We start from the raw sequence: 25,637 nt of genomic DNA on the forward strand, positions 1-25,637 counted from the left end.
GGTGGCTCCGCCACATGACCGTTCACGGCGCACGCCGATCGCACGCACCGAACGCCGCTCCTTCTTCCACGTAGATCCATCAGAAGCCCCCTAGGTCGAACCGCGCAGCGCCGTCCAGGTGCCGGGTCCCACCCGGCCGTCGGCAGCGAGGCCCTTCGCCTTCTGGAACTTCTTCACCGCGGCCAGCGTGGAGCCGCCGAACTGTCCGTCCACGCCCGCGTCACCGACCTTGAAGCCGCGCTGGGTGAGCATGCACTGCACCTGGAGCACGCGCTCACCGCGGTCGCCGCGCACGGTGAGCTCGGTGCCGGAGTAGTGCGTGCACCGGGAGATCCAGGGAGGGGTGGCGGGCCCGGTCGCCGTCCTGCTGGGCGCGGTGGTCGGGGTCCCTCCGTCACTGCTGCCGCCTGTGCCCCCGGCCGAGGCGCCGGAGGTTTCGGCGGTGGAAGGGGATCCGGCCGCGCCTGACGCTGCCCCCTCGCCGGGCGGCACATCGTCCGCCCGCTTCCCCGATGCGGCTTCCTTCTCCTCCCCGCCTGCCTCTTTCTCTTCCTCCTCGGCGCTGGAAGACGACGCGGAGGAGCCGGGGACGGCGGAGGAGCCGGGGACGGGGGAGATCCGAGCGTCGTCGCCGCGGCCGGTGGCGACCGCCGTCGGCGCGGCCGAGGCGGTGCCGCCGAGGAACGGACGGCTGAGGAAGAAGGTTCCTGCAACGACGGCGCCCACGGCCAGACCGGCGGTGACGGCGAGGTACACCTTCCGCTTCCGGCGCCCGGCCCCGCTCTCGCCGACGGGACCGCGTGCGGGACTGCGTGCGGTGCTCGGGGCAGGGGCCTGCGGGTCCGGCGCCGGCGTACGCGACGGGACGGCGGCGGGAGCGGCCTTCTGCCCGGTGCGACGTTCCAGTGCGTCGCAGGCCTGCCGCCGGGCGAGTAACCGGCCGCCCAGCGGCTCGGGCCAGGCGGCGGCTCGGCGGCCCTCGGCGACCTCGGTCAGCCGCTCGGGGGTGGGGCGGCCGGCGGGGTCCTTGGAGAGGCAGGCGGACAGCAGCGCGGCCAGTTCAGCGTCCCGGGCCGCGAGTCTGGCCATGATGCCGGGCCGTGGCTCCTCGAACGCGACCCGGTGCATCACGTCGACGCCCGTCCCGTCCCCGAAGGGGGCGTTCCCGGTTGCGGCGTAGATCAGGCTTCCGGCGAGCGAGAAGACGTCGGAGGCGCTGTCGCACAGCCCCTCGCGCAGATACTCGGGCGCCATGAAGGCGGGCGTGCCGACCCGGTTGCCCGTGGCGGTGATCGCACTGCTGTCGACGGCCTGTGCGATGCCGAAGTCGATGACGTGCGCGCCCTGCGGTGTAAGGATCACGTTGGAGGGCTTGAGATCCCGGTGCACGACCCCGGCGGCGTCCAGTGCCGACAGCGCCCGACCCAGCTCCGCCACCAGCCGCCACACCCCGGCCGGTTCGAGCGCACCGCACTCGCGGACGGCATCGGCGAGGTTGAGGCCGGGCAGGTACCGGGTCGCCATCCACAGCAACTCGTCCTCGAACCCGCTGCCGAGCAGGGGAGGCGCGTGCGGTGTACGCAGCCGGGCGTGCACGGAGGCCTCCCGCTCGAAACGCCGCCGGAACCGGGGGTCCTCGGCGTACTCGGGGCGGATCACCTTGACGGCGGCGAGACCAGGGGCGTCGGCGGCGGCTCGGGCGAGGTAGACGCGGCCCATGCCGCCGCAGCCGAGTAACCCGAGGGGCGTGTAGGGGCCGATCTGTCCCGGGTCCCTGGCCCGTAACGGACTCGCGCCCGCCTGTTCCAGCGCCGTGTTTCCGGGCGCCGGCGAGTACGGCGGCATCGGCCGTCGGTCTGACATGGGCCCCCCGATGAGCTGCGGTCTCACAACGAACGCTTGTGTCACGCCAGTTGGGCGGAAAGGCTACCGCCCCCGGGGTGGGGGCGGCGAGAACCCCGGCGCACGGGCCCGCCGCCGTCGCCGAACGTGTGGCCCGACCGGAAATTCCGGCGCACCGGCCCGCCGCCGCAGCCGGCCTACGGTCCCACCGGAAGTTCCGGCGCACCGGCCCGCCGCCGTCGCCGAACCGGTGGCCCGACCGGAAACCCTGGCGCACCGGCCCGCCGCCGTCGCCGAACCGGTGGCCCGACCGGAAACCCCGGCGCACCGGCCCGCCACCGCAGCCGGCCTACGGTCCCACCGGAAACCCGGTGGGTGCTGTACAAGGTGCTCTCCCCGTGCCTGACCGGCCACGACCGTCAGACCAGGGCGACGCACCAGGGCCGTGCCCCCCTCGTACGGGTGGGACACGGCCCTTGGGTGTCAATGGCGTGAACCGGTCCAGTCGGCCGGGCCCGTTCAGTAGCGGGGGCGGTTGAACCAGGCCTTGCCGGCCGCGTTGCCGACGAAGACGGCCACCAGGATGGCGAGGATCGTGTGCACCAGGCCCACGATGACGAACGGGTAGATGCCGAGGACCGCCGTGATGATGGCGAAGACCAGGATGGTGACCCGGGCGCCGTTGCCGCCGTTCTTGAACTTCGTCGCCAGGACGGCCGCGAACACCAGCCAGGCCAGGCCGAACACGACGTAGCCCCAGATCAAGCCGGTCGAGTCGCCGACCAGGTCCTGGAAGGCGGTGTTGTCCTTGAGGGACTCGTCGTCCTTCGCGGCGTTGAGCGCGATGGCGGAGAAGGCGAAGATGGCCACGCCGAGGACCTGCAGACCGACGATGACCCACATCATCACGCGGGCCGCGCTCACCGAGCCGGGCATCGTGGTCGGCGCGGCGGGGCCGCCGTAGGGGGAGACCGGAGGCGCCTGCGGGTAGCCGTAACCGGGAGCCTGCTGCCCCTGGTCCTGCGGGTAGCCGTAGCCCGGCTGCTGCTGCGGCTGCTGCCCCTGGGGAGCGCCGTAGGGGTTGTTGGGGTCGCCGTAGCTCATGGGGGCTTTCCTCCGTTGTCCGAGTGCGGGGACGACGCGTGACATCCGCACGGAGGAAATCTTCAGTATTGCGGCCGTCCCCCCGTTGAGCTGCCCGCGGCACTTGTCACGTCATCGTTCTTCACCATTGACCGGCTTGTCCAGCCGCATTCCCGATGTGTTGTGCAAGTGCAACATCGCTGATCTTGGGCGGATACGGGAGCACGGGCCCCGCGGTGCCCGGATCGCGGTCGGATTGGAACCGCGGCGGGGTCATCCGCGAGGATGGGGTCATGACCGCCCAGATTCTCGATGGCAAGGCCACCGCAGCCGCGATCAAGTCCGACCTGACCGCCCGCGTGGCGGCGCTGAAGGAGAAGGGCGTCACGCCCGGCCTCGGCACGATCCTGGTCGGGGAGGACCCCGGCAGCCAGAAGTACGTCGCCGGCAAGCACCGCGACTGCGCGCAGGTGGGCATCGCCTCCATCCAGCGCGAACTGCCCGCCACGGCGACCCAGGAGGAGATCGAGGCGGTCGTCCGCGAGCTGAACGAGGATCCGGCCTGCACCGGGTACATCGTGCAACTGCCGCTGCCCAGAGGCATCGACGAGAACCGCATCCTCGAACTGATGGACCCGGACAAGGACGCGGACGGCCTGCACCCGATGAACCTCGGGCGCCTCGTCCTCAACGAGCCCGCCCCGCTGCCCTGCACCCCGAACGGCGTGCTGACGCTGCTGCGCCGCTACGGCGTGGAGATCAAGGGCGCCGAGGTCGTGGTCGTCGGACGCGGTGTGACCATCGGCCGGCCGATGCCGCTGCTGCTCACCCGCCGCAGCGAGAACGCGACGGTGACCCAGTGCCACACCGGCACGCGTGATCTGTCGGCGCATCTCAAGCGCGCCGACATCATCGTGGCCGCCGCCGGTTCCGCCCATCTGATCCGCGCCGAGGACGTGAAGCCCGGTGCGGCCGTCCTCGACGTCGGCGTCTCCCGCAGCGCCGAGGGGCGGATCGTGGGCGACGTCCACCCCGACGTCGCCGAGGTCGCCGGCTGGATCTCCCCGAACCCCGGCGGAGTCGGCCCGATGACCCGCGCCCAGCTGCTCGTGAACGTGGTCGAGGCGGCGGAGCGCAGTGTCGGCTGAGCACCGCGCCCCGAGCGAGCGCGAGACGCCGGGCGGACAGGACGCCCCGGGCGGCGAGGAGCCGACGGAGGACCTCACCGTCCGTGACCCCATCAGCGCGCCCGACGCCCAGGGACGGCCGCGGCGGGTCACCCGGCGCTTTCCGCTGTTCACCAAGGACACCGCGCGGCCCGAGGGCGGCGGCCGGGCCGCGTCCGGGGACGCGCCCGCGCCGGCGCGGCAGTGGCCCGTGCTCGCCGTGCTGGGGCTGGCCGGGCTCGGGTTGCTGGTGACGGCGTTCGGCCAGTTCCGGTTCGGGACGCTGCTGATCGGCGTCGCCCTGCTGGCCGGCGGCGCGATGCGCTGGCTGCTACCGGACGTCGGCATGCTCGCCGTCCGCTCCCGCTTCACGGACATCGTCACCTATTCCCTGCTGGGCACCGTGATCGTCCTGCTGGCGCTGATGGCGCAGCCGAAGCCGCTGCTGCAGATCCCGTTCCTGAAGGACACCCTGCACTTCACGGTCACCAACGAGTGACGAGACGGTGGCCCGTCCCCTCCCCCGAGGAGGGACGGGCCCGCCGTCACGCCCCACCCTCCAGCACGGCGAACGGCCTGTTCAACGGCTGTCAGTGCGCTGTGGCACGGAAGTGACGGTTCCGCTACGTCCCGCATCCGATTCGGCATGAAGTGGTGCAAGCGCGGGGTGGGCGTGGACAATCGGGACGGTCCAGGGTGTATCGCGCGCGGTCACCACGCTTCTGTGCGCCCCCTGTCAGGGAACTGAGATCCTGACGGGGCGCATCCCTGTGGGTATCCAGAACGGGGACTCGGCCCAGGCCGCCACGCGCGGGGCGAACAGCGCGAGAAATATCAGCACGTTTCGGGGGGAAGAGGGGGAGCAATGCCTCGTTGGAAGGCCTTGCCGGATGAGCTCGATCCACAGATCAGGGAGTTCACCAGCCAGCTGCGCAGGCTCGTGGACCGCAGCGGTCTGAGCATCGCGTCGGTGGCGGACCGCACGGGTTACAGCAAGACGTCCTGGGAGCGTTACCTGAACGGCCGGCTGCTCGCGCCGAAGGGCGCCATCGTGGCCCTGGCCGAGGTCACCGGCACCAATCCGGTGCACCTGAGCACCATGTGGGAGCTCGCCGAGCGTGCCTGGAGCCGCTCGGAGATGCGGCACGACATGACGATGGAGGCCATACGGATCTCCCAGGCGCGCGCCGCGCTCGGCGAGTTCGGCGGGCAGGACTTCACCGACCCCTCGGCCGGTGGCACGACGTCCTCCTCGGGCAAGGGCGGAGCGGCCGCCGCGGGCAGCTCCAAGCCCGTCCGCCGCGGTGGCACCACCGTCACGCCGGGCATCGCGGGACCGGCCGGTGTGGCGCCGTCCGTGCCGCCGCAGCCGACGGCCCCCGAGGTCCAGGACTCCACCGGCTCGGGTGTGCGGGAGGAGAGCCGGAGCGCCGAGCCCGAGGTCAACTCGTGGGGCATGGCCGGGTACCAGGGCCCGTCGCCGATGGGCGGGCGCTCCGCCGGTCCCGGCACCGGCACGGGCTCGGGGCCCGTTGCCCCCGGCGGGTCGTCCGGCGGCCCGGGCCGGACCACGGGCGCCGGAGCGGGCTCGTACGGCGAACCGCAGGACGCCGTCCCGGCCCGGGCCGGTGGAGCCTCCGGTGGTTCCGGCGGGACGCGTCGCGCCGCCTCCGCCTCCGCGGGCAAGAAGCGGACCGCGACTTTCCTCGCCGGTGTCGCGGGCGTGCTGGTGGTGATCGCCGGTGCGTTCTACCTCGTCGGCGGCGGTGGCGAAGGCGAGAACCAGGGCGGTGGCACGTCGCCCTCGCCGACCGTGAGCGCCGACCCGAAGCTGCCGCCCGGCGTGAAGTGCAGCGGCGACGGCTGCACCGGCAAGGACGCGGAGGCCATGGGATGCAGCGGTGATCTGGTGACCACCGCGCAGACGGCGACCGTCGGCGCGGCCACGGTCGAGGTCCGCTACAGCGAGACCTGCAAGACGGCCTGGGGGCGCATCATCCAGGGGGCACAGGGCGACGAGGTGCAGATCAGCGCGGGCAAGGCGAAGCAGTCCGGCGGCATCACCGCGGCCGGGGACACCATCGCGTACACCCCGATGGTGGCGGTGAAGAGCGCCGCCGACGCCAAGGCCTGCGCGACGCTGGCGGCCGGGCAGAAGGGCTGCACCGAGTAGGCGCGTGGAGCGTGGCCCGCCCCGGCCCGGCGAGGAATCTCCGTCGGGGTGGAATGCTTACCGGAATCGGGGGCACGCGGACCGTACCCCCACGGGAGTCCGGCCTGGTCGGGTATCCCCCAGGCGGCCGCCTTCGTCCTCCTCTCCCGGACGGGCGGCCGCCTCTCGCATGACACGGGGAGGGGTTGTGGGCCGGGCCACACCGACCCGGACGTCCGGGATCCCCGATGCGCGATAGCCTGACCGCTGGATGGATCTCTTGACGCCAAGAGATCGATCAAACGTCCGGGGCAGGGAGCCCGCCCCACCGCCAGCTGTCATACGGAGAACGCCATGACCCGCACTCCCGTGAACGTCACCGTCACCGGCGCGGCCGGCCAGATCGGTTACGCCCTGCTCTTCCGCATCGCCTCCGGTCAGCTGCTCGGCGCGGACGTGCCGGTGAAGCTGCGCCTGCTGGAGATCACGCCCGCCCTGAAGGCGGCCGAGGGCACGGCCATGGAGCTGGACGACTGCGCGTTCCCGCTCCTCCAGGGCATCGAGATCACCGATGACCCGAACGTCGCCTTCGACGGCGCCAACGTAGGCCTGCTCGTCGGCGCCCGCCCCCGCACCAAGGGCATGGAGCGCGGCGACCTGCTGGAGGCCAACGGCGGCATCTTCAAGCCGCAGGGCAAAGCCATCAACGACCACGCCGCGGACGACATCAAGGTCCTGGTCGTCGGCAACCCGGCGAACACCAACGCCCTGATCGCCCAGGCCGCGGCGCCGGACGTCCCCGCCGAGCGGTTCACGGCCATGACCCGCCTGGACCACAACCGCGCGCTGACCCAGCTCGCGAAGAAGACGGGTTCGACGGTCGCCGACATCAAGCGCCTGACCATCTGGGGCAACCACTCCGCCACCCAGTACCCCGACATCTTCCACGCCACGGTCGCCGGCAAGAACGCCGCCGAGGTCGTCAACGACGAGAAGTGGCTGGCCGAGGACTTCATCCCGACCGTCGCCAAGCGCGGCGCCGCCATCATCGAGGCCCGTGGCGCCTCGTCGGCCGCGTCCGCCGCCAACGCCGCGATCGACCACGTCCACAGCTGGGTCAACGGCACCGCCGACGGCGACTGGGTCTCCATGGGCATCCCGTCGGACGGCTCCTACGGCGTCCCGGAGGGCCTGATCTCCTCCTTCCCGGTCACCACCAAGGACGGCGCGTACGAGATCGTCCAGGGCCTGGAGATCAACGAGTTCTCCCGCGCCCGGATCGACGCCTCCGTCAAGGAGCTCGAGGAGGAGCGCGAGGCGGTCCGCGGCCTCGGCCTCATCTGACCGGAGTCTCTCCGCGTTCGCGCGCAGGCCCCGCACCGGTGGTTCCGGTGCGGGGCCTGCGGGCTTTCCCGAGCCCTGCCGGGACCCGCCGTGTCCGGCGAGAACCGCCGCCGTGGCGGCCAGGACCACCAGGCGGACGGTGCGCGGTGACCCACACCCTGTGCACGTCGCCGGGGGGGCGGTCGCCTATCACACTCGGTACTTGCATGGTTTGGGGGGATTTGTCCGCATCTCCCGTGACACAGCGCACTTTCGGCCATCGGCGCGCATGCATCCAGGGGAGTCGGGCAGGCGATCCCGGTCTCTTAGTGACACGGATGTGACACAAGGGCGCTGATCAGGAACGGAAGGCGAACAGCGATCATGGCGGAAAGTACCGAACTTCAGGCACGTCAAACCATCCACGCGGGAGGAAAGTGGCGCGCGGCCGTCTCCGGCGCCACGCGCGAGATCCTCGACCCTGCGGACGCCCTGCCCTTCGCCGTGGTCGCGGAGGGTGACGAGAAGGACACCGACCTGGCGATCGCGGCCGCCCGACGTGCCTTCGACGAGGGGCCCTGGCCGCACACGCCGGCCGCCGAGCGGGCCGCGCTGCTCAGGCGCGTCGCCGACCTCCTCGTGCGGGACCGCGAGGAGCTGGGCCGGCTGGAGGCCCGCGACGCGGGCAAGACCGTCGAGGAGGGGCGCGTCGACATCGACTGTGTCGCCGACGCCTTCCGCTACTTCGCCGACCTGGTCGCCGGCGAGGCCCCCGGCCGGGTCGTGGACGCGGGCTCGACCGCCATCCACAGCGTCGTCGTGCACGAGCCCGTCGGCGTCTGCGCGATGATCACGCCCTGGAACTACCCGCTGCTCCAGGCCAGCTGGAAGATCGCCCCCGCCCTCGCCGCCGGCAACACCTTCGTCGTCAAGCCGAGCGAGATCACCCCGATGACGACGATCGCGCTCATCGAGCTGCTCGTCGAGGCCGGGCTCCCCGAGGGCGTCGCCAACATCGTCACCGGCCCGGGGCACTCCGTCGGGGCGCGCCTGTCCGAGCACCCCGACGTCGACCTGGTCTCCTTCACCGGAGGCCTGGTCAGCGGCACCAAGGTCGCCGAGGCCGCCGCCCCGACCGTCAAGAAGGTCGCCCTCGAACTCGGCGGCAAGAACCCCAACGTCGTTTTCGCCGACGCCTGCGCCACCGAGGAGGGCTTCGACACCGCCGTCGACCAGGCCCTCAACGCCGCCTTCATCCACAGCGGCCAGGTCTGCTCGGCCGGTGCCCGCCTCATCGTCGAGGAGTCCGTCCGGGACCGCTTCGTCACCGAACTCGCCCGGCGCGCCGAGAAGATCCGCCTCGGCCGCGGCACCGAGGACGGTGTCGAGTGCGGCCCGCTCGTCTCGGAGCAGCAGCGCGCCAAGGTCGAGATGTACGTCGAGTCCGCCCTCAAGGAGGGCGCGGTGCTGCGCTCCGGCGGCAAGCGCCCCGAGCCGTCCCCGCAGCGTCCGGAGAACGGCTACTTCTACGAGCCGACCGTCCTCGACCACTGCCACCGCGAGATGCGCGTCGTGCGGGAGGAGGTCTTCGGGCCGGTCGTCACCGTCGAGACCTTCCGGACCGAGGACGAGGCCGTCGCCCTCGCCAACGACACCGAGTACGGACTCGCGGGCGGCGTCTGGACCTCCGACGCGGGCCGCGCCCGCCGCGTGGCCGGGCGACTGCGCCACGGCACGATCTGGATCAACGACTTCCACCCCTACCTGCCGCAGGCGGAGTGGGGCGGTTTCGGCAAGAGCGGTGTGGGCCGCGAACTCGGCCCGGCCGGACTCGCCGAATACCGGGAGACCAAGCACGTCTACCAGAACCTCGCTCCCCAGCCGGTGCGCTGGTTCGCGGGCTGACCCCGTCCCCCGCCGGGCCGCCGACGCCCCATCCCGGGTTCACCCCCACATCCCGGGCTGACGTCCCCGTCCCCGAGCCCGTTCACTTCACCCCCACTGGAGCAAGCACGCCATGTCCCACATCCGCCATGAGTACGACTATGTCGTGATAGGCGGCGGAACCGCAGGTTCCGTGATCGCCTCCCGCCTGACCGAGAACCCGGACGTCACCGTCGCCGTCATCGAGGGCGGCCCCAGTGACGTCGGCCGTGACGACGTACTGACCCTGCGCCGCTGGATGGGTCTGCTCGGCGGCGAGCTCGACTACGACTACCCCACCACCGAACAGCCACGCGGAAACTCGCATATCCGGCACAGCCGGGCGCGTGTCCTGGGCGGCTGCTCCTCGCACAACACCCTGATCGCCTTCAAGCCGCTGCCCGCCGACTGGGACGAGTGGGAGGCCGCCGGCGCCAAGGGCTGGGGCGCGGTGCAGATGGAGGCGTACTTCGCCCGGCTCCTCAACAACATCGTGCCGGTCGACGAGCAGGACCGGAACGCCATCGCCCGCGACTTCGTCGACGCCGCCCAGGAGGCGCTGGGCGTGCCGCGCGTCGAGGGCTTCAACCAGAAGCCGTTCACCGAGGGCGTCGGCTTCTTCGATCTCGCCTACCACCCCGAGAACAACAAGCGGTCCTCGGCGTCGGTCGCGTACCTCCACCCGGTGATGGACGAGCGGCCCAACCTGACGATCATGCTGGAGACCTGGGCGTACAAGCTCCAGCTCGACGGCGACCGCGCCGAGGGCGTGCACGTGCGGACCAAGGACGGCGAGGAGATCCTCGTCAAGGCGCGGCGCGAGGTCCTGCTGTGCGCCGGCGCCGTCGACTCGCCCCGGCTGCTGATGCACTCCGGCATCGGCCCCAAGGCCGACCTGGAGAAGCTCGGCATCCCCGTCACGCACGACCTGCCCGGTGTCGGCGAGAACCTGCTCGACCACCCCGAGTCGGTCATCGTGTGGGAGACGAACGGCCCCATCCCGGAGAACTCCGCGATGGACTCCGACGCGGGCCTGTTCGTGCGCCGCGACCCCGAACTGGCGCACCCCGACCTGATGTTCCACTTCTACCAGATCCCCTTCACGGACAACCCGGAGCGACTGGGCTACCGCCGGCCGGAGTTCGGCGTCTCCATGACCCCGAACATCCCCAAGCCGAAGAGCCGCGGCCGGCTGTACCTGACCAGCGCCGACCCCGAGGTCAAGCCCGCGCTGGACTTCCGCTACTTCACCGACGAGGACGACTACGACGGCAAGACCCTCGTCGACGGCATCAGGATCGCCCGCGAGATAGCCAAGACCGAGCCCCTGGCCGGCTGGCTCAAGCGCGAGGTGGCCCCCGGCCCGGACGTCACCGGTGACGAGGAGCTCGGCGAGTACGCCCGCAAGGTCGCGCACACCGTCTACCACCCCGCCGGCACCTGCAAGATGGGCGACGCCGACGACCGGCTCGCGGTCGTCGACCCGGAGCTGCGCGTCCGCGGCCTGGAGGGCATCCGCATCGCCGACGCCTCCGTGTTCCCCACCATGACCACCGTCAACCCGATGATCGGTGTGCTCATGGTCGGGGAGAAGGCCGCCGAGCTGATCGGCGGTGGTTCCCGATGACCGCGACCCTCGAACCCCCCACGGAGCAGACCATGGACACCACCCCCGTCTTCTCGGTGGAGGGCCTGTGGAAGGTGTTCGGCCCCAAGGCCGAGCGCGTTCCCGCCGACCCCGAGCTCACCGCCCTCGACCCCGCCGAGCTGCGCTCCCGCACCGGCTGCACGGCCGCCGTCCGCGATGTCGGCTTCGACGTGCGCAAGGGTGAGGTCTTCGTCGTCATGGGCCTGTCCGGCTCCGGCAAGTCCACCCTGGTGCGCTGTCTGACCCGGCTGATCGAGCCCACGGCCGGCACCATCGCCATCGACGGCGAGGACGTCCGCGCCATGGACCGCTCCCGGCTGCGCGAACTGCGCCGCCACCGCGCCGCGATGGTCTTCCAGCACTTCGGCCTGCTGCCGCACCGCACGGTCCTCGACAACGTCGCCTACGGCCTGGAGATCCAGGGCGTGGGCAAGGCCGAGCGACGCGAGCGGGCCGCCGAGGTCGTCGCCAAGGTCGGCCTGGAGGGCATGGAGCAGCGCCGCCCCAGTCAGCTCTCCGGCGGTCAGCAGCAGCGTGTCGGTCTGGCCCGCGCACTCGCCGTCGACCCCGAAGTCCTGCTCTTCGACGAGCCGTTCAGCGCGCTCGACCCGATGATCCGGCGCGACATGCAGGAGGAGGTCGTCCGGCTGCACCACGAGGAGGGCCGCACGATGGTCTTCATCACGCACGACCTCCAGGAGGCCCTCAAGCTGGGCGACCGCATCGCCCTGATGCGCGACGGCCGGATCGTCCAGCTCGGCACCCCCGAGGAGATCGTGGGCGCGCCCGCCGACGACTACGTCCGCGAGTTCGTCCGGGACGTCCCGCGCGAACAGGTCCTCACCGTCCGTACGGCCATGCGCCGGCCCTCGGCGGACCAGGACGGCAGCGGACCGGCCGTGCGGCCCGACGCGACGGTGTCCGAGGCGATCGAGGCGGTCGCCCGCGCCGGCGCTCCGGCCCGGGTCGTGGACAAGGGCCGGTGCGTGGGCGTGGTCGACTCCGACACGCTCCTCGGCGTCGTCGCCGGGACGGAGCGGCCCGCTCCGCCCGGGACGCGGCAGCCCAGGGAGGCGGTGTGATGGCGACCATCACCGCGTCCCCGACGCGCATCGGCCTGCCCGCCCTCCTCAAGCACCACGCCGTCCGCAAGCTGCTGCTGCTCGGCCTCGCCGCCGCGATCCTCGTGCCGCTGGCCAACGCCCGCTGGGCGAGCGGCGCCTGGCCCGGCGCGCTGACCGTCGACTTCTCCGAGCCGCTCGCCAGGACCAGCGACTGGATCATCGACAACCGCGACAGCCATCCGCTGTTCCTGTACTTCTTCGGCCACGTCAGCAACGTCGTCGTCATCGCCGTACGGGCCGTCTACCTCACCCTCCTGGCCGTCGGCTGGGCGGGCGTCACGGCCCTGGGCGCCCTGGTCGCCTGGCGCGTGGCAGGTGTGAGGCTGGCGCTCGGCACGGCCGCCGCGTTCCTCGCCTGCGGGCTGCTCGGCATGTGGGTGCCGACCATGCAGACGCTCGCCCTGATGGTCGTCGCGGTCCTCGCGTCGGTCGTCGTCGGCGCGCTGCTCGGACTCGCCGCCGGGCTGTCCGACCGGATGGACCGCGTGCTGCGGCCGGTCCTGGACACCATGCAGGTGCTGCCCGCCTTCGCCTACCTGCTGCCCGTCGTGCTGATCTTCGGCATCGGCGTCCCGGCGGCCGTCCTGGCCACCGTCATCTACGCCGCGCCCCCCATGGCCCGCCTGACCTCGCTCGGTCTGCGCGGTGCCGACAAGGAGGTGCTGGAGGCCGTCGAGTCGCTCGGCTCCACCGCACGCCAGCGCCTGCTGACGGCCCGCATCCCGCTGGCCCGCAAGGAACTCCTCCTCGGCCTCAACCAGACGATCATGATGGCGCTGTCCATGGCCGTCATCGCGGCCGTCATCGGCGCGGGCGGTCTCGGTGACCGCGTCTACCAGGCCCTGGCCTCGGTCGACGTCGGTGCCGCGCTCGCCGCCGGTATCCCGATCGTGCTGCTCGCCGTCGTCCTCGACCGCGTCACCGGCGCGGCGGGAGGGGGGTCCCGCCCTGCTCGAGCGAAGTCGAGAGCTTGGGGGAGGCTCGGCGCCGAACCGGAGCCCCACAGCGGCCGCGGCTGGCTCATCGCGCTCGCCGGCGTCGTCGCCGTGGCGGTCGCCGGGCGGCTCGCCGGCCGCCTCGACTGGCCCGACACCTGGGTCGTCGGCATCGCCGAGCCCGTCAACCGCGCCGTCGACTGGATGACCGCGCACCTGTACTCGGGCGTCCCCGTCATCGGCGGCACCGCCGACTGGGCCGGCCACTTCACCACCTGGGTCCTCGACCCGATGCGGGACAGCCTGCAGGCGCTGCCCTGGTGGGGGGTCCTGCTGATCGTCGCCGCCCTGGCCTGGGTGATCGGCACCTGGCGCACCGCGCTCACCGCCGTCCTCGCCATGGCCGCGATCGGCGTCCTCGGCGTCTGGAAGCCGTCCCTCGACACCCTCTCGCAGGTCCTGGCGGCCGTCGCCGTCACCCTCGTCGTCGGGTTCGCCGTCGGTATCGCCGCGGCCCGCAGCGACCGTCTGGAGCGCGCCCTGCGCCCGGTCCTCGACGTGTTCCAGACGATGCCGCAGTTCGTGTACCTGATCCCGGTCGTCGCCCTGTTCGGCGTCGGCCGCGCCCCGGCCGTCGCGGCCGCGATCGTCTACGCGCTGCCGGCCGTCGTCCGCATCACCACCCAGGGCCTGCGCCAGGTCGACCCGGCCGCGCTGGAGGCGTCCGGCTCGCTCGGCGCGACCAGCTGGCAGCAGCTGAGGCAGGTCCAGCTCCCGCTGGCCCGCCGGGCCCTGCTGCTCGCCGTCAACCAGGGCCTCGTCCTGGTCCTCGCCGTCGTCGTCATCGGCGGCCTGGTCGGCGGTGGCGCCCTCGGCTACGACGTCGTCTTCGGCCTCGCCCAGGGCGACCTGGCGACCGGTCTGGTGGCCGGCGTGGCGATCGTCTGCCTCGGCCTGATGCTCGACCGGGTGACCCAGCCCACCGAACGCCGCGCGAAGAAGGGAGCCTGACATGCGCGTCCGTACCACTGCCGCGCTCGCCGCGGTGAGCTCCCTGGCGTTGCTCACCGGCTGCGGTGCCGCCGACATGACCGAGCAGGCCTCGCCCTTCGCCAACGCGCAGGGCGCGAAGACCGTCACCCTGTCCGTGCAGTCCTGGGTGGGCGCCCAGTCGAACGTGGCCGTCGCCCAGTACATCCTGGAGCACGAGCTGGGCTACCGCGTCGACACCGTCCAGGTCGACGAGGTGCCCGCCTGGGACGCCCTCAGCCAGGGCCGCGTCGACGCGCTCCTGGAGGACTGGGGCCACCCCGAGCAGGAGCAGCGCTACGTCAAGGACAAGAAGACGATCGCGCCCGGCGGCGACCTCGGCGTCACCGGCCACATCGGCTGGTACGTCCCGACGTACTTCGCCAAGCAGCACCCGGACGTCACGAACTGGAAGAACCTCAACAAGTACGCCGATCAGTTCCGCACCCCGGAGAGCGGCAGCAAGGGCCAGCTGATGGACGGTTCGCCGTCCTACGTCACCAACGACAAGGCGCTGGTGAAGAACCTGAAGCTGGACTACCGGGTGGTGTTCGCCGGCTCCGAGGCCGCGCAGATCACGCAGATCCGGCAGTTCGCCAAGGAGAAGAAGCCCTTCCTCACCTACTGGTACACGCCGCAGTGGCTCTTCGAGAAGGTCCCGATGACCGAGGTGAAGCTGCCGGAGTACAAGGAGGGCTGCGACGCCGACCCGAAGAAGGTCGCCTGCGCCTACCCGCACACCCCGCTGCAGAAGTACCTCAACGCGGACTTCGCGGAGAACGGCGGCAAGGCGGCGGCCTTCCTGAAGAAGTTCGAGTGGACGACCGAGGACCAGAACGAGGTCTCCCTGATGATCGCCGACCAGAAGATGACGCCCGAGGACGCGGCGAAGAAGTGGGTGGACAGCCACGAGTCCACATGGAAGAAGTGGCTGTCCTGACGTTCACCGCACCAACCGGTCGGCGATCTCCCGCAGGGCCCGGGCGGCCCGTCGCTGGAGTCCCGGCCCGAAGGTGATCCGGGTGGCCCCTCGCGCGCCGAGTTCGGCGGGTGAGGGGCCACCGTCGACCGGGGCCCCCACGTTGACCGGCCCCTGGATGCCGGCCCGCAGCAGCGGCAGGATCTCCGGCGGGGCCCCGATCGGGTACACGCAGTCGGCCCCGGCGGCGACGTACAACGCGGCCCGCTCGATGGCCGGGCCGGGATCGTCGACCCCGCGGGCGAAGGTGTCGATGCGGGCGTTGACGAACAGCCGGTCGCCGGCCGCCTCCCGCACCGCCGCCAGCCAGTCGGCGTGCGCCCGCGGCTCCTTGAGCACCCCGCCCTCGGAGTCCTCCAGGTTGCAGCCGACCGCCCCCGCCTCCAGCAGCCGCTCCACGAGCTCCCTCGGCGCGAGCCCGTAGCCGCCCTCCACGTCCGCGGACACGGGCACCTCGACGGCCCGGGCGATCCGGGCGACCGCCCCGAACATCTCGTCGGCCGGGACCTGCCCGTCCTCGTGGCCGAGCGAGGCGGCGACCCCGGCGCTGGGCGTGGCGAGGGCGGGGAACCCGGCGTCGGCGAACACCCGTGCACTGGCCGCGTCCCACGGCCCGGGCAGGACCAGCGGGTCACCGGGCGCCCGGTGATGATGCAGGGCGCGGAAAGCCTCCGCCTTGCTCACGGCGTGTACCCCCCGGGCGGGATCCGGCGGGCGACCATCACCCGGTTCCAGTTGTCGATGGCGACGACCAGCCCGATCAGATGGGCGAGCCGGGTCTCGTCGAAGTGCTTGGCGGCCCGCTCGTACACCTCGTCGGGCACGAAGCCCCCGGTCAGCACGGTCACCGCCTCCGTCAGCGCCAGCGCGGCCCGCTCCCGCTCGTCGAAGACCTCATCGGCCTCCTCCCACGCGGCCGGCAGACCGAGCTGCTCCTCGCTCACCCCGTACTCGCGGGCGATCGCGAGGTGCATGTCGAGGCAGGCGCAGTGGTTGAGCTGCGAGGCGCGGATCACCACGAGTTCGGCCAGGGCCGGATCGCCGAGACCCTTCTTCGCCGTGGCGCTCAGGGCGGACAGGGCCCGCCCGACCGCCGGATCCAGCAGCCGGGTCCGAGCGGTCACTTGTACTGGCCGGGCCGGTAGTGACCCGGCGCCATCCGGCAGGTCACCCCGAACCGGTTCCAGGCGTTGATCACCGTGATCGCGGCGATGACCTGCGCCAGCTCGGCCTCCTCGAAGTGCTTCGCGGCGTTGTCGTAGACCTCGTCCGGCACGAAACCCTCCGTCAGGACCGTCACCGCCTCCGTCAGCTCCAGCGCGGCGACCTCCTTCGCGGTGTAGAAGTGCCGCGACTCGTCCCAGGCGCTGAGCTGCACGATCCGCTCGACGCTCTCGCCCGCCGCCAGGGCGTCCTTGGTGTGCATGTCGAGGCAGAACGCGCAGTGGTTGATCTGGGAGGCGCGGATCTTCACCAGCTCGTACAGCTTGTGGTCGAGGCCCTTCCGGGCGGCGGTCTCCAGCCGGACCATCGCCTGGTAGACCTCGGGCGCGTGCTTGGCCCACTCCAGGCGGGCGGGCTGCTCGGGGGCGTACTCCACGGTCGCCGGGGTGTCGGTGTGCGTCGTCATGCCCTCGACCCTAGGAGGGAAGCAACCCAGGAGTATGGTCCATTTCCATGGCGGAACCCTGGGCCATTCTGGGCATCGACCTGCATGTGGAGCCGACCGGGCCGGGCCTGCGCCGGGGGCTGACCGACGCCCTGCGCGAGGCGGTGCGCTCCGGCCGGCTGGCCCCGGGCACCCGGCTGCCCTCCTCCCGCACGCTCGCCGCCGACCTGGGCATCGCCCGCAACACCGTCGCCGACGCCTACGCCGACCTGGTCGCCGAGGGCTGGCTCACCGCCCGGCAGGGCTCGGGCACCCGGGTCGCCGCGCGCGAGGTCGTCCCGCCGTCCGGCACCGCACCCCGGCCCCGCGCACCCGTCCGTCCGGCCTACGACCTGCGCCCCGGCAGTCCCGACCTCGCCTCCTTCCCGCGCACGGCCTGGCTCAAGGCGGCCCGCCGCGCCCTCGCCGCCGCCCCGCACCACGCGCTCGACTACGGCGACCCCCGCGGCCGCCCCGAACTGCGGGCCGCGCTCGCCGCGTACCTCTCCCGGGCCCGGGGCGTGCGCACCGGCCCCGAACGCATCGTGGTGTGCGCCGGGTTCGCGCACGGCCTGAAGCTGCTCGGCACGGTCCTGCGGGCGCGCGGAGCACGGACGGTCGCGGTCGAGTCGTACGGTCTCGACGTGCACCGGAGGATCCTGGCCGCCTCCGGCCTGGACACCGCCCCGCTGCCCTTCGACCGGCTGGGCACCGACCCGGGCGCCCTGTCCGGAGCCGACGCGCTGCTGCTCACCCCCGCCCACCAGTTCCCCATGGGCGTGCCCCTGCACCGAGACCGCCGTACGGCCGTCGTGGACTGGGCGCGGCGCACCGGCGGTCTTGTGCTGGAGGACGACTACGACGGGGAGTTCCGCTACGACCGGCAGCCCGTCGGTGCGCTCCAGGGCCTGGACCCCGACCGGGTCGTCTACCTGGGCACCGCGAGCAAGTCCCTCGCGCCCGGGCTGCGGCTGGCCTGGACGGTGCTGCCGCCGGGCCTCGCCGAGGAGGTCGCCGCGGCCAAGGGCGGCGTCGACACCTGCGGGGTGCTGGACCAGCTGACCCTGGCCGAGTTCCTCACCTCCGGCGCCTACGACCGGCACGTGCGCGCGACCCGCCTGCGCTACCGGCGCCGCCGGGACGCCCTGATCGCCGCCGTCACGACCCGGGCCCCCCAGGCCCGCGTCACCGGCATCGCGGCCGGTCTGCACGTCCTGCTGCGCCTGCCCCCGGGCACCGAGCAGTCGGTGGTCCAGGTGGCGAACTGGCGGGACCTCGCGCTCCACGGACTCGCCCGCTACACCCACCCCGCCGCGCGGGCCGAGCCCGTCGACGCCCTGGTCGTCGGCTACGGCACGCCACCGGACCACGCCTGGTCGGGGGCGCTGGACGCGCTGTCCGCGGTACTGCCCGGGTAATCGCTCGAATTACCCTCCGAAATGCCGTCCGGCGGATATGGTCACCCCATGAGTGAAAGCCTTTCCCCCTCTCGTGTGGCCCTGAAGAAAATCACCCCCGACGTCTCCGCGGCCATGGGCTCCCTACACGCAGCCGCCGTTTCCGCCGCCCAGGAGGCCAAGCTCGAACCAGAATTGCTGGAACTGGTCAGGATCCGCGCCTCGCAGATCAACGGCTGCGCCTTCTGCCTCGACCTGCATACCAGGGACGCCCGCGAACGGGGTGAGACCGAGCAGCGCATCCACACCCTGGCCGCCTGGCGGGAGACACCCTTCTTCACCGAACGCGAGCGTGCGGCCCTGGCGTTGACCGAGGCGGTGACGCTCGTCCACGACGGTCGCGTCCCGGACGCCGTCTACGCCGAGGCGGCCGGGGTCTTCGACGAGAACCAGATCGCGGCCCTCATCTGGGCGGCCACCGTCATCAACGCCTACAACCGGATCGCGATAGCGACGCGCATGGTCCCGAAAAGCTGAAACAAGGCAGCGGAAAAGGCGCCGGGTCGAATTCGACCCGGCGTCGCCCTCTGCCCGCAATTCATTCGGCCGGCAGCGGCTCCATAAGGCTGTCCAGCCAGGTTCGCCATTCCGCGGCCCGTTCCGCCGGCGGCAGCCGCATCGGCCGTCCGACCCAGTCCGTCACGGGCCGGATCCCGTGCAGCGCGTTCACCAGCCACACCTCACGGCCGTCCAGCTCCGCCACGGCCCGCTCGCGGTGCGCGATCCGCAGCCCGGAGCGCAGCGCCCGCTCCTGCACCAGCCCGGCCGTCACACTCGGCAGGACGGGCAGCCGCGGCGGGGGCAGGCACAGGGTGTCGCCCTCCCACCACAGGACACTGGCCGTGGCCGACTCCAGGACCGTGCCCGGGCGGGCGATCAGCACCGCCTCCTCCGCGCCCTCGCCCGTGGCCCGGCGGCGCACCCGGGCCAGGGTGTCGAGGTCCGGGCCCTTGCGCCGAGGCACCGTCCGCGGATCGAACTGGCCCGCCGCCCACAGGCGCACTCCCGTACCCAGCGGCGGAGCCGGCCGCAGCAGCAGCCGCAGCTCCAGGGACCCCGCCGCGAGTTCCACCCGGGGGAACCACTCCCCGGTTCTCGGCAGGGCGGCGGTCACGTCCTGCCAGAACGCGGTGAGCCGGCGCGGTTCCGGCCCGCCGCAGTCACCGCAGGACCGCGAGAACCGCTCCCGGTGCCGGGCGTAGGCCCGCACCCGGCCCTCGCGCAGCAGCCAGGAGTCCGCGACGAGCAGCCGCCCCCCGTCCGCCCGCTCCGGGGCCGGGACCAGGCCACGGCCGGGCGTCCAGGCCCACAGGCCCGCCACCACCGCCGGTCTTGTCACCATGGGGTCCTCTCCTCAGTACCTGCGGCCCGCGACGGCGGGCGCCCCGTGCCGGGGCCCGTACGGCGCGTGCTCCAGCCAGGATCCGCACCACGGCAGCACCGGCGCCAGGGCCGCCGCGGCCCGCTGCCTGACCCGGACGATCCGGCGGCGCGGCCGCAGATGGTCCAGGGCCGTGCCGGCGGCGGCCATGTTGAACAGGCCCGCCGCGCGCCGCACCTCCGCGAAGTCCGCGACCGCCTCCGCGGTCCCGGCGGCGATCGCCCCGGCGGCGGCCGCCGCGTCCGCGATCCCGCTGTTCATGCCGCGCGCCCCGAACGGCGGGAAGAGATGCGCCGCCTCACCGGCCAGCAGCACCCGCCGGTGCGGATCGGTGAACGAGGCGGCCACCTTGCGCAGGAAGCGGTACGTCGACACCCACAGGATCCGGTCGCCGTAGCCCTCCCCGACGATCGCCGGCAGCCAGCGGCGGACGGCCTCCTCGGTGCCGAACTCCTCCGGCCGGTCGTCGTCGCGGCACTGGAGGTCGATCTGGAAGCCCCCGGTGAACGGCACCCGCATCACACTGCGCCCGCCCGCCCCGGGATGCTCGTAGTGGAAGACCCGCTCCAACGGCAGCTCGCCGCCCGGCACGTCGGCGACGTCCACGACGACGTGGAAGCCCTCGCCGCGGGTGCCCTCCAGCTCGATGCCCAGCCCGCGCCGGACCGCGGAGCGGGCCCCGTCGGCGGCGACGACGTGGGAGGCGCTCCACTCCCGCCCGTCCGCACCCGTCAGCCGGACCCCGCTTCCCGTGCTGCGCACGCCCGTCACCCGGGTGCCCCACTCGAAGCCGACCCCGGCCCGCCCACAGGCCGCGCGCAGAAAGCGTTCGGTGTCCGTCTGGCGCAGGCTGGTGAAGGGCGGCGGGCCGGACGGGGGCGGGAAGGTCCGGGCGTAGACCTCGCGCCCCCGGTAGAGGGTGCGCCTGGTGTGCCAGGTCCGCCCGTACGCGGTGATCTCGGCGGCGAGGCCGGGCAGCATCGCGTCCAGCAGTCCGAGGGTCTCCCGGTGCACGAACAGGGCCCGGCTGCCGGGCCGTTCACGGTCCTCCGGGTCGGCCTCCAGCACGGTGACCGGCAGGCCGTGGCCGCGCAGCGCGAGGGCCGCCGACAGGCCCACCGGGCCGGCCCCCACGACCACGACCGGGGTCATGCCCTGACGCCTTCGCCGAGCATCCGGGCGATCTCCACCCGCTTCACCTTCCAGGTCGCCGTCATCGGCAGCTCCTCGAACCGCCACTGCCGCGGCTCGGCCATCGACGGCAGCCCGGCCGTCGCCCGCCGCCAGCGCTCCGGGTCCAGGGGCCGCTCCCCGCGCACGCACACCACCGGCACCGGCTCACGGTCCGCCCCCGGCACGATCACGACCTCGCGCAGCTCCTCCAGCCGGGACATCAGCGTGTCCTCGACCTCCAGGTTGCTGTGCACGGCGTCGATCCGGTCGATCTCCCGGTCGATCAGGTACAGCGCGCCGAGGCGGTCGCGGTAGCCCAGGTCGCCCATCTCCCACCAGCCGCCGGTGAGCTGACGGTCGTAGCGGTCCGGCATGCCGAGGTAGGTGAGGATGCGGCCGCGGGTACGCGCCTCGATACGGCCCGGGGTGCCGGGCGCGACCCGCCGGCCCTCGGCGTCGGTCACCCGGACCCGGGTGAAGCCGGGTATCCCGAACCCGACCCGGCGGCCGTCCGCCCGGGCCGCACTGCGCCGGGTCACCACCTGGAACGCCACCGGGCCCGTCTCGCTCTGCCCGTACAGCTGGACCAGCCAGGGCGTACGGCGCCGCGACGCGTCCAGCAGCCGCCGCACGGTCCGCGGATGGATCGCGTCGAACGTCGAGCCGTACGACCGGACCCGGGACAGCGGCGCCCCGGGCGCACCGGCCAACTCCTCCCACAGCACGAACGTGTTGGGATGCGTCTCCACGATGCCGGGCCGGTGCCGGACCAGCAGGGGGCCGACCGAGGCCGGGTCCGGGTCGGTGATCAGCACGAGCGGGCTGCCGTAGTGCAGCAGCACGCCGAGCAGGTGGTAGAAGCGCGAGTGCACGAACGACATGTGCAGCGCGGCGGTCTCGCCCCGGGTGGGCCGGCCCATCACCTGCTGCGGCACCAGCCGGTTCCACATGGTCCGCGCGCTGTGCACGGCCAGTTTGGGGACGCCGGTGGTGCCCGAGCTGTGGGTGATCAGGGCGGGTTCACGGGGGTGGAGCCGGACCGGCGGGGGCGGTTCGGCGCCGGTGTACTTCGCCAGGGGCTCGGCACCGGGCGCGTCGTCCACGGACAGCGTCCGCCGCACGAGCCCGGACAGGGCGACGCCCTTCAGGCCGTCCAGCGTCGCGCCGTCGGTGATCAGCCAGGGCTGCCGCAGCCGTCCGAGGAGCTGCCCGGCCACCTCCGGGGCCAGCGCGGGCGACAGCAGCACGGGCACGGCCCCGATACGGGAGACGGCACAGGTCAGCAGCATGATGTCGACGTTGTCCGCCTTGTGCACGGCGACCTGCTCCGAGGGCCGCACCCCGGCCTGCCACAGTCGGCCGGACAACTCCTCGACCACCTCGGCCAGCACGGTGTAGCTCAGGTCGGTGCCGAGGGAGGGGGCGACGTCGAGCGGCCGGTCGAGGGTGACGAAGACCGACCCGTGCCGGTCGGCCGCCCGCCGGAGGAGCGGTCCCAGATAGAAGCCGCGGTCCGCGAGCAGGGGCTGTCGCATGGGGTCGTTCCTCTCCGTGGTGTTCACCAGGCGCCCTCGCGCACCAGATGGCGGCGCAGCTTCCCGGTCGGGGTGCGCGGCAGCGACGGGACGAAGCTGACGCTGCGCGGGACCTTGAACGCGGCGAGGCTCTCGCGCGCCAGGCCGGTCAGCTCGTCGGCCAGACCGTCCCGGACGGGCGGGACGGGAACCACGAAGGCCCGCAGCCGGCTCGCGCCGCGTCCGTCGGGAACGGCGGCGACCGCCACCTCCCGCACCGCCGGATGGGAACGCAGCACGGCCTCCACCTCCAGCGGGGAGACGGTGATGCCGCCGACCATCTCCATGTCGTCGGTCCGGCCGAGGTGCCGGTAGGTGCCGTCCGGTTCGCGGCGGGCCCGGTCCCGCGTGGCCAGCCAGCCGTCGACGAGGGTCCGCGCGGTCTCCTCGGGCCGGTTGAGGTAGCCGGGCGTCACCGTCGGCCCGCGCACCCACATCTCGCCCTCGTCGCCGTCCGGCACCGGGCGGCCGTCGCGGTCGCGCAACTCCACCTCGAAGCCGGGGACGGGCGGGCCGACGGTACCCGGGTGGTTGTGGGCGAACCCGTTGGCGCAGAACGCGTGACCGGCCTCGGTGGAGCCGATCTGCTCCAGCACCGGCGCGCCCAGCAGCGCGGTCACCTGCGTGGCCAGCCCTTCCGGCAGCCCCTCGCCGGCCGACACCGCGGCCCGCACCGAGGCGAAGCAGCCCTCGTGCCCGTGGCCCCGCTCGGCGACCAGCGCGGCGTACGCGGACGGCACCGAGTACAGCAGCGTCACCCGGTGCCGGGCGACGAGTTCGTCGGTGGTGGCTGGCGTCGGGCGCCGGTCCACGAGCACCGCGGACGAGCCGGAGAACAGGGGGAAGACGAACGCGTTGCCGAACCCGTAGGCGAAGAACAGCTTCGACACCGACAGGGTGACGTCCTCCGCGGTGATCCGCAGCACCCGCCGCCCGATCAGGTCGTGGTACGTCCGTGGATCGCCGTGCGTGTGCACGACGCCCTTGGGGCGGCCCGTGGTGCCGGAGGTGTACTGCACGTACAGCGGGGTGTGCGCGTCGACCTGGTGGGCGGGAGCGGGTCCGGCGGTGGGGGCGAGGGCCATCAGCTGGTCGGCGCCGAGCCCCGTGCGGCCCGCGAACCGGTCCTCCAGGCCCGGTCCGGTCACGCACAGCACGGCGCCGGTGTCCTCGGCCAGGAACGCGTGGTCGGACGCGGGGAGTTCGGGGTTGACCGGCACCGCCACGGCACCGAGGCGGGCGGTGGCGAGGAACGCCGTCACCCAGGCCGGGGAGTCCGGCAGCGCGAGCAGCACCCGGTCGCCGGGGCGCACCCCGTGACCGGCCAGCACGGTGGCCGCGCGGGCGGCGAGGTCGTGCACCTCACCGTGGGTCCAGGCCCGGTGCCCCTGGTGGAAGGCGGCCCGCCCGGTCCACCCGCGCCGTTCGGCGAGTTCCGCCAGGTGGGCCGCGAGATTCCCGGGCGCCTCGGCCTCCGCCGGGCTCAGCATGACCTGCGGACTGGTCATCGCCGGGCCTCCCCGACCGCCCCGGCCCGCTGCCCCGGCGGACCCTCCTGCCGCATCCGGCCGGCCGTGTGCTGCCGAAGGGCGCGCATCGGGGCCGCCGTCTTCAGCAGCATCTCCTCGTACTCGGCGTCCGGATCGGAGCCGAGCACGATCGCGCCGCCCGCGCCCAGGTGCATCAGGCCGTCGGCGAACACGGCGGTCCGGATCACGATGCTCAGGTCCGCGCCGCCACCGCAGCCGAAGTAGCCGAGGGCGCCGGAGTAGACGCCACGGGCCTCGGTCTCCAGCGTGTCGATGATCTCCAGGGTGCGCAGCTTCGGCGCGCCGGTCATCGACCCGCCCGGGAAGCAGGCCCGCACGCAGTCCACCGCGTCCGTGCCCTCCCGCAGCCTGCCCTGCACGGTGGAGACCAACTGGTGCACGGTGGCATAGGTCTCCGTGGCCATCAGCTTGGAGACCCGCACGGTCCCGGTCCGGCAGACCTGCCCCAGGTCGTTGCGGAGCAGGTCCACGATCATCAGGTTCTCGGCCCGGGTCTTGGCGTCCGAGGCGAGCGCGTCCCGCAGCCGGGCGTCCTCCTGCGGCCCGTCGCCCCGGGGCGCGGTGCCCTTGATGGGCCGGGCCTCGGCGGTGCCGTCCCGGTCGATCCGCAGGAACCGCTCGGGCGAGGAACCGGCCACCCCCAGCTCCCCGAACCTCAGGAACGCCGCGTACGGGGCCGGGTTCTCGCGGCGCAGCGTCCGGTAGAACTCCAGCGGGTCGGGCGGGGCGGGCAGCCGGGCGGCGTTCGTCAGGCAGACCTCGTAGCTGGTGCCGGACCGCAGCGCCCGCCGGCACGCCTCGATGTCCGCGAGGTACGTCGCCCGGTCGCGCACCAGCCAGGGCTCGGCGGCGTCGGGGTCGGCCGGCTGCGGCGGTCCGGGCAGCGGCGGGCGTTCCGTCGCCACGCAGGAGAGGCCGGCCAGCACGCCCTCCAGCCAGTCGGCGGCCTCCCGTGCGGCCTGCGGGGTGTCCTCCGCCAGGCACACGGCGTAGGTGAAGCCCTCCTCGTGGTCCACCGCGATCACCCGGTCGGCGAACAGCCACGCGGCGTCCGGGGTGGGGGAGCGGTGCCGGTTGGCCGACCCGCAGTCGGCCTTCATCTCGTAGCCGAAGTAGCCGACGTAGCCGCCGGTGAAGTCGAACGGCAGCCCGGTCGCGTCCACCCGGCGGTTGGCCAACTTCCGCTTGAGGTAGTCGAAGACACTCGCGCTCACCCGCCGCAGGGGCCGGCCCGCCCGCTCGATCTCACACCGCCCGGCGCCGACGTCGTACCGCACGAACTCGGCGAGCGGCCCCCGGTCGTCCCCGAGGAACGAGAACCGTGACCGCCCCGGCTCCACCAGCGAACTGTCCAGCCAGAAGCTCCGCGGCGATCCCGCGAACATCCGGCTGAAGACCGCCTCGGCGTCAACGGCACCGCTGACCCTCCGGGTGTGCAGCCGGTACCCGACCCGATCGGGCCGACGGGGCTGGGGGATGGCAACGGAGTCCGGTGCGGCCCCGGCGGGCGTCTTCCGCCCCCGGGCGGCCGGTGCGGCGGACCCGTCCGTGGCCATGGAACCGGCAGCGACGGAGGCGGCCGGGGCGGCCCGGCCGGGTGCCGGGGCAATCGGGTGGGACGGGGCTGTGCCGGTGGGTGTCTCCTGCCCA

21 protein-coding genes are annotated in these 25,637 nt (G+C 73.1%); 11 read left to right on the plus strand and 10 right to left on the minus strand.

What is annotated here, in order from left to right:
- Nucleotides 1–90 precede the first annotated feature (90 nt).
- Together ABTX62_RS20735 and ABTX62_RS20740 are read right to left on the minus strand one after the other, a co-directional pair.
- The gene (locus ABTX62_RS20735; RefSeq protein ID WP_352117534.1) at nucleotides 91–1,863 is read right to left on the minus strand and encodes a protein kinase domain-containing protein; all 1,773 of its coding nucleotides are present in this window, start codon (nucleotides 1,861–1,863) and stop codon (nucleotides 91–93) included.
- A gap of 498 nt (nucleotides 1,864–2,361) precedes the next feature.
- Nucleotides 2,362–2,946, minus strand: coding sequence for a hypothetical protein (locus ABTX62_RS20740; protein ID WP_352117535.1), 585 nt, complete (start codon nucleotides 2,944–2,946; stop codon nucleotides 2,362–2,364).
- A gap of 272 nt (nucleotides 2,947–3,218) precedes the next feature.
- On the opposite strand from ABTX62_RS20740, the gene ABTX62_RS20745 reads away from it, so the two are divergent.
- The 9 genes from ABTX62_RS20745 (at nucleotide 3,219) to ABTX62_RS20785 (ending at nucleotide 15,165) form a co-directional block, all read left to right on the plus strand.
- Nucleotides 3,219–4,073 (plus strand): bifunctional methylenetetrahydrofolate dehydrogenase/methenyltetrahydrofolate cyclohydrolase, encoded by an 855-nt coding sequence (locus ABTX62_RS20745; RefSeq protein ID WP_352117536.1) that lies wholly within the window; start codon nucleotides 3,219–3,221, stop codon nucleotides 4,071–4,073.
- Nucleotides 4,074–4,164: 91 nt separating this feature from the next.
- Complete coding sequence (locus ABTX62_RS20750; RefSeq protein WP_352117629.1) at nucleotides 4,165–4,590, plus strand: DUF3017 domain-containing protein; 426 nt, start codon at nucleotides 4,165–4,167, stop codon at nucleotides 4,588–4,590.
- Between the two features lie 384 nt (nucleotides 4,591–4,974).
- Nucleotides 4,975–6,264, plus strand: a complete 1,290-nt coding sequence (locus ABTX62_RS20755; RefSeq protein WP_352117537.1) for a helix-turn-helix domain-containing protein — start codon at nucleotides 4,975–4,977, stop codon at nucleotides 6,262–6,264.
- Between the two features lie 333 nt (nucleotides 6,265–6,597).
- Entirely contained in the window at nucleotides 6,598–7,587 is a 990-nt protein-coding gene (locus tag ABTX62_RS20760) for a malate dehydrogenase (RefSeq protein WP_283969288.1), read from the plus strand.
- A 363-nt stretch (nucleotides 7,588–7,950) separates the two neighbouring features.
- Nucleotides 7,951–9,471: an aldehyde dehydrogenase family protein gene (locus ABTX62_RS20765; protein WP_352117538.1), complete on the plus strand. Its 1,521-nt coding sequence runs from the start codon at nucleotides 7,951–7,953 to the stop codon at nucleotides 9,469–9,471.
- Nucleotides 9,472–9,583: 112 nt separating this feature from the next.
- Nucleotides 9,584–11,116 (plus strand): GMC family oxidoreductase, encoded by a 1,533-nt coding sequence (locus ABTX62_RS20770; protein WP_352117539.1) that lies wholly within the window; start codon nucleotides 9,584–9,586, stop codon nucleotides 11,114–11,116.
- A complete protein-coding gene (locus tag ABTX62_RS20775; protein ID WP_352117540.1) occupies nucleotides 11,113–12,219 on the plus strand; it encodes a quaternary amine ABC transporter ATP-binding protein in 1,107 nt (368 codons plus the stop codon). The genes ABTX62_RS20770 and ABTX62_RS20775 overlap by 4 nt, the downstream gene beginning before the upstream one ends.
- The gene (locus tag ABTX62_RS20780; RefSeq protein WP_352117541.1) at nucleotides 12,219–14,207 is read left to right on the plus strand and encodes an ABC transporter permease; all 1,989 of its coding nucleotides are present in this window, start codon (nucleotides 12,219–12,221) and stop codon (nucleotides 14,205–14,207) included. Before ABTX62_RS20775 ends, ABTX62_RS20780 begins: the two co-directional genes overlap by 1 nt.
- A 1-nt stretch (nucleotide 14,208) precedes the next feature.
- Nucleotides 14,209–15,165, plus strand: a complete 957-nt coding sequence (locus ABTX62_RS20785; protein ID WP_352117542.1) for an ABC transporter substrate-binding protein — start codon at nucleotides 14,209–14,211, stop codon at nucleotides 15,163–15,165.
- A gap of 3 nt (nucleotides 15,166–15,168) precedes the next feature.
- Here the strand turns inward: ABTX62_RS20785 and ABTX62_RS20790 are convergent, their stop codons facing one another.
- The 3 genes from ABTX62_RS20790 to ABTX62_RS20800 are packed head-to-tail and all read right to left on the minus strand — an operon-like array spanning nucleotide 15,169 to nucleotide 16,834.
- Nucleotides 15,169–15,888 (minus strand): isocitrate lyase/PEP mutase family protein, encoded by a 720-nt coding sequence (locus ABTX62_RS20790; protein ID WP_352117543.1) that lies wholly within the window; start codon nucleotides 15,886–15,888, stop codon nucleotides 15,169–15,171.
- Nucleotides 15,885–16,328, minus strand: coding sequence for a carboxymuconolactone decarboxylase family protein (locus ABTX62_RS20795; RefSeq protein ID WP_352117544.1), 444 nt, complete (start codon nucleotides 16,326–16,328; stop codon nucleotides 15,885–15,887). The genes ABTX62_RS20790 and ABTX62_RS20795 overlap by 4 nt, the downstream gene beginning before the upstream one ends.
- On the minus strand, nucleotides 16,325–16,834 hold the full coding sequence (locus ABTX62_RS20800; RefSeq protein ID WP_352117545.1) for a carboxymuconolactone decarboxylase family protein: 510 nt from the start codon (nucleotides 16,832–16,834) through the stop codon (nucleotides 16,325–16,327). Before ABTX62_RS20800 ends, ABTX62_RS20795 begins: the two co-directional genes overlap by 4 nt.
- 47 nt (nucleotides 16,835–16,881) lie before the next feature.
- Between ABTX62_RS20800 and pdxR the strand changes: the two genes are divergently transcribed.
- A complete protein-coding gene (gene pdxR / locus ABTX62_RS20805; protein WP_352117546.1) occupies nucleotides 16,882–18,270 on the plus strand; it encodes a MocR-like pyridoxine biosynthesis transcription factor PdxR in 1,389 nt (462 codons plus the stop codon).
- Nucleotides 18,271–18,318: 48 nt separating this feature from the next.
- Nucleotides 18,319–18,786, plus strand: a complete 468-nt coding sequence (locus ABTX62_RS20810; protein ID WP_352117547.1) for a carboxymuconolactone decarboxylase family protein — start codon at nucleotides 18,319–18,321, stop codon at nucleotides 18,784–18,786.
- A 61-nt stretch (nucleotides 18,787–18,847) separates the two neighbouring features.
- Here the strand turns inward: ABTX62_RS20810 and ABTX62_RS20815 are convergent, their stop codons facing one another.
- Genes ABTX62_RS20815 through pabB form a run of 5 tightly spaced genes read right to left on the minus strand, consistent with a single transcriptional unit; the run spans nucleotide 18,848 to nucleotide 25,543 of the window.
- Nucleotides 18,848–19,651, minus strand: coding sequence for an aminotransferase class IV (locus ABTX62_RS20815; protein WP_502997986.1), 804 nt, complete (start codon nucleotides 19,649–19,651; stop codon nucleotides 18,848–18,850).
- 12 nt (nucleotides 19,652–19,663) lie between these two features.
- The gene (locus tag ABTX62_RS20820) at nucleotides 19,664–20,842 is read right to left on the minus strand and encodes an FAD-dependent monooxygenase (RefSeq protein WP_352117548.1); all 1,179 of its coding nucleotides are present in this window, start codon (nucleotides 20,840–20,842) and stop codon (nucleotides 19,664–19,666) included.
- The gene (locus ABTX62_RS20825; RefSeq protein ID WP_352117549.1) at nucleotides 20,839–22,398 is read right to left on the minus strand and encodes a class I adenylate-forming enzyme family protein; all 1,560 of its coding nucleotides are present in this window, start codon (nucleotides 22,396–22,398) and stop codon (nucleotides 20,839–20,841) included. Before ABTX62_RS20825 ends, ABTX62_RS20820 begins: the two co-directional genes overlap by 4 nt.
- 23 nt (nucleotides 22,399–22,421) lie before the next feature.
- Nucleotides 22,422–23,945, minus strand: a complete 1,524-nt coding sequence (locus ABTX62_RS20830) for an AMP-binding protein (protein WP_352117550.1) — start codon at nucleotides 23,943–23,945, stop codon at nucleotides 22,422–22,424.
- Nucleotides 23,942–25,543, minus strand: coding sequence for an aminodeoxychorismate synthase component I (pabB, locus tag ABTX62_RS20835; protein WP_352117631.1), 1,602 nt, complete (start codon nucleotides 25,541–25,543; stop codon nucleotides 23,942–23,944). The genes ABTX62_RS20830 and pabB overlap by 4 nt, the downstream gene beginning before the upstream one ends.
- Between the last annotated feature and the right edge of the window lie 94 nt (nucleotides 25,544–25,637).

This window comes from Streptomyces sp. NPDC096046 (genome assembly GCF_040303285.1).
GTDB lineage: Bacteria > Actinomycetota > Actinomycetes > Streptomycetales > Streptomycetaceae > Streptomyces.

What these genes read in the sequence shown, in the direction of transcription:
- ABTX62_RS20800 (WP_352117545.1), bottom strand. Translation starts at nt 16,834, where the DNA reads ATGACGACGCACACCGACACCCCGGCGACCGTGGAGTACGCCCCCGAG.
- ABTX62_RS20735 (WP_352117534.1), bottom strand. Translation starts at nt 1,863, where the DNA reads ATGTCAGACCGACGGCCGATGCCGCCGTACTCGCCGGCGCCCGGAAAC.
- ABTX62_RS20745 (WP_352117536.1), top strand. Translation starts at nt 3,219, where the DNA reads ATGACCGCCCAGATTCTCGATGGCAAGGCCACCGCAGCCGCGATCAAG.
- ABTX62_RS20780 (WP_352117541.1), top strand. Translation starts at nt 12,219, where the DNA reads ATGGCGACCATCACCGCGTCCCCGACGCGCATCGGCCTGCCCGCCCTC.
- pabB (WP_352117631.1), bottom strand. Translation starts at nt 25,543, where the DNA reads ATGGCCACGGACGGGTCCGCCGCACCGGCCGCCCGGGGGCGGAAGACG.
- ABTX62_RS20785 (WP_352117542.1), top strand. Translation starts at nt 14,209, where the DNA reads ATGCGCGTCCGTACCACTGCCGCGCTCGCCGCGGTGAGCTCCCTGGCG.
- ABTX62_RS20775 (WP_352117540.1), top strand. Translation starts at nt 11,113, where the DNA reads ATGACCGCGACCCTCGAACCCCCCACGGAGCAGACCATGGACACCACC.
- ABTX62_RS20760 (WP_283969288.1), top strand. Translation starts at nt 6,598, where the DNA reads ATGACCCGCACTCCCGTGAACGTCACCGTCACCGGCGCGGCCGGCCAG.
- ABTX62_RS20770 (WP_352117539.1), top strand. Translation starts at nt 9,584, where the DNA reads ATGTCCCACATCCGCCATGAGTACGACTATGTCGTGATAGGCGGCGGA.
- ABTX62_RS20815 (WP_502997986.1), bottom strand. Translation starts at nt 19,651, where the DNA reads ATGGTGACAAGACCGGCGGTGGTGGCGGGCCTGTGGGCCTGGACGCCC.
- pdxR (WP_352117546.1), top strand. Translation starts at nt 16,882, where the DNA reads ATGGCGGAACCCTGGGCCATTCTGGGCATCGACCTGCATGTGGAGCCG.
- ABTX62_RS20765 (WP_352117538.1), top strand. Translation starts at nt 7,951, where the DNA reads ATGGCGGAAAGTACCGAACTTCAGGCACGTCAAACCATCCACGCGGGA.
- ABTX62_RS20830 (WP_352117550.1), bottom strand. Translation starts at nt 23,945, where the DNA reads ATGACCAGTCCGCAGGTCATGCTGAGCCCGGCGGAGGCCGAGGCGCCC.
- ABTX62_RS20825 (WP_352117549.1), bottom strand. Translation starts at nt 22,398, where the DNA reads ATGCGACAGCCCCTGCTCGCGGACCGCGGCTTCTATCTGGGACCGCTC.
- ABTX62_RS20740 (WP_352117535.1), bottom strand. Translation starts at nt 2,946, where the DNA reads ATGAGCTACGGCGACCCCAACAACCCCTACGGCGCTCCCCAGGGGCAG.
- ABTX62_RS20820 (WP_352117548.1), bottom strand. Translation starts at nt 20,842, where the DNA reads ATGACCCCGGTCGTGGTCGTGGGGGCCGGCCCGGTGGGCCTGTCGGCG.
- ABTX62_RS20810 (WP_352117547.1), top strand. Translation starts at nt 18,319, where the DNA reads ATGAGTGAAAGCCTTTCCCCCTCTCGTGTGGCCCTGAAGAAAATCACC.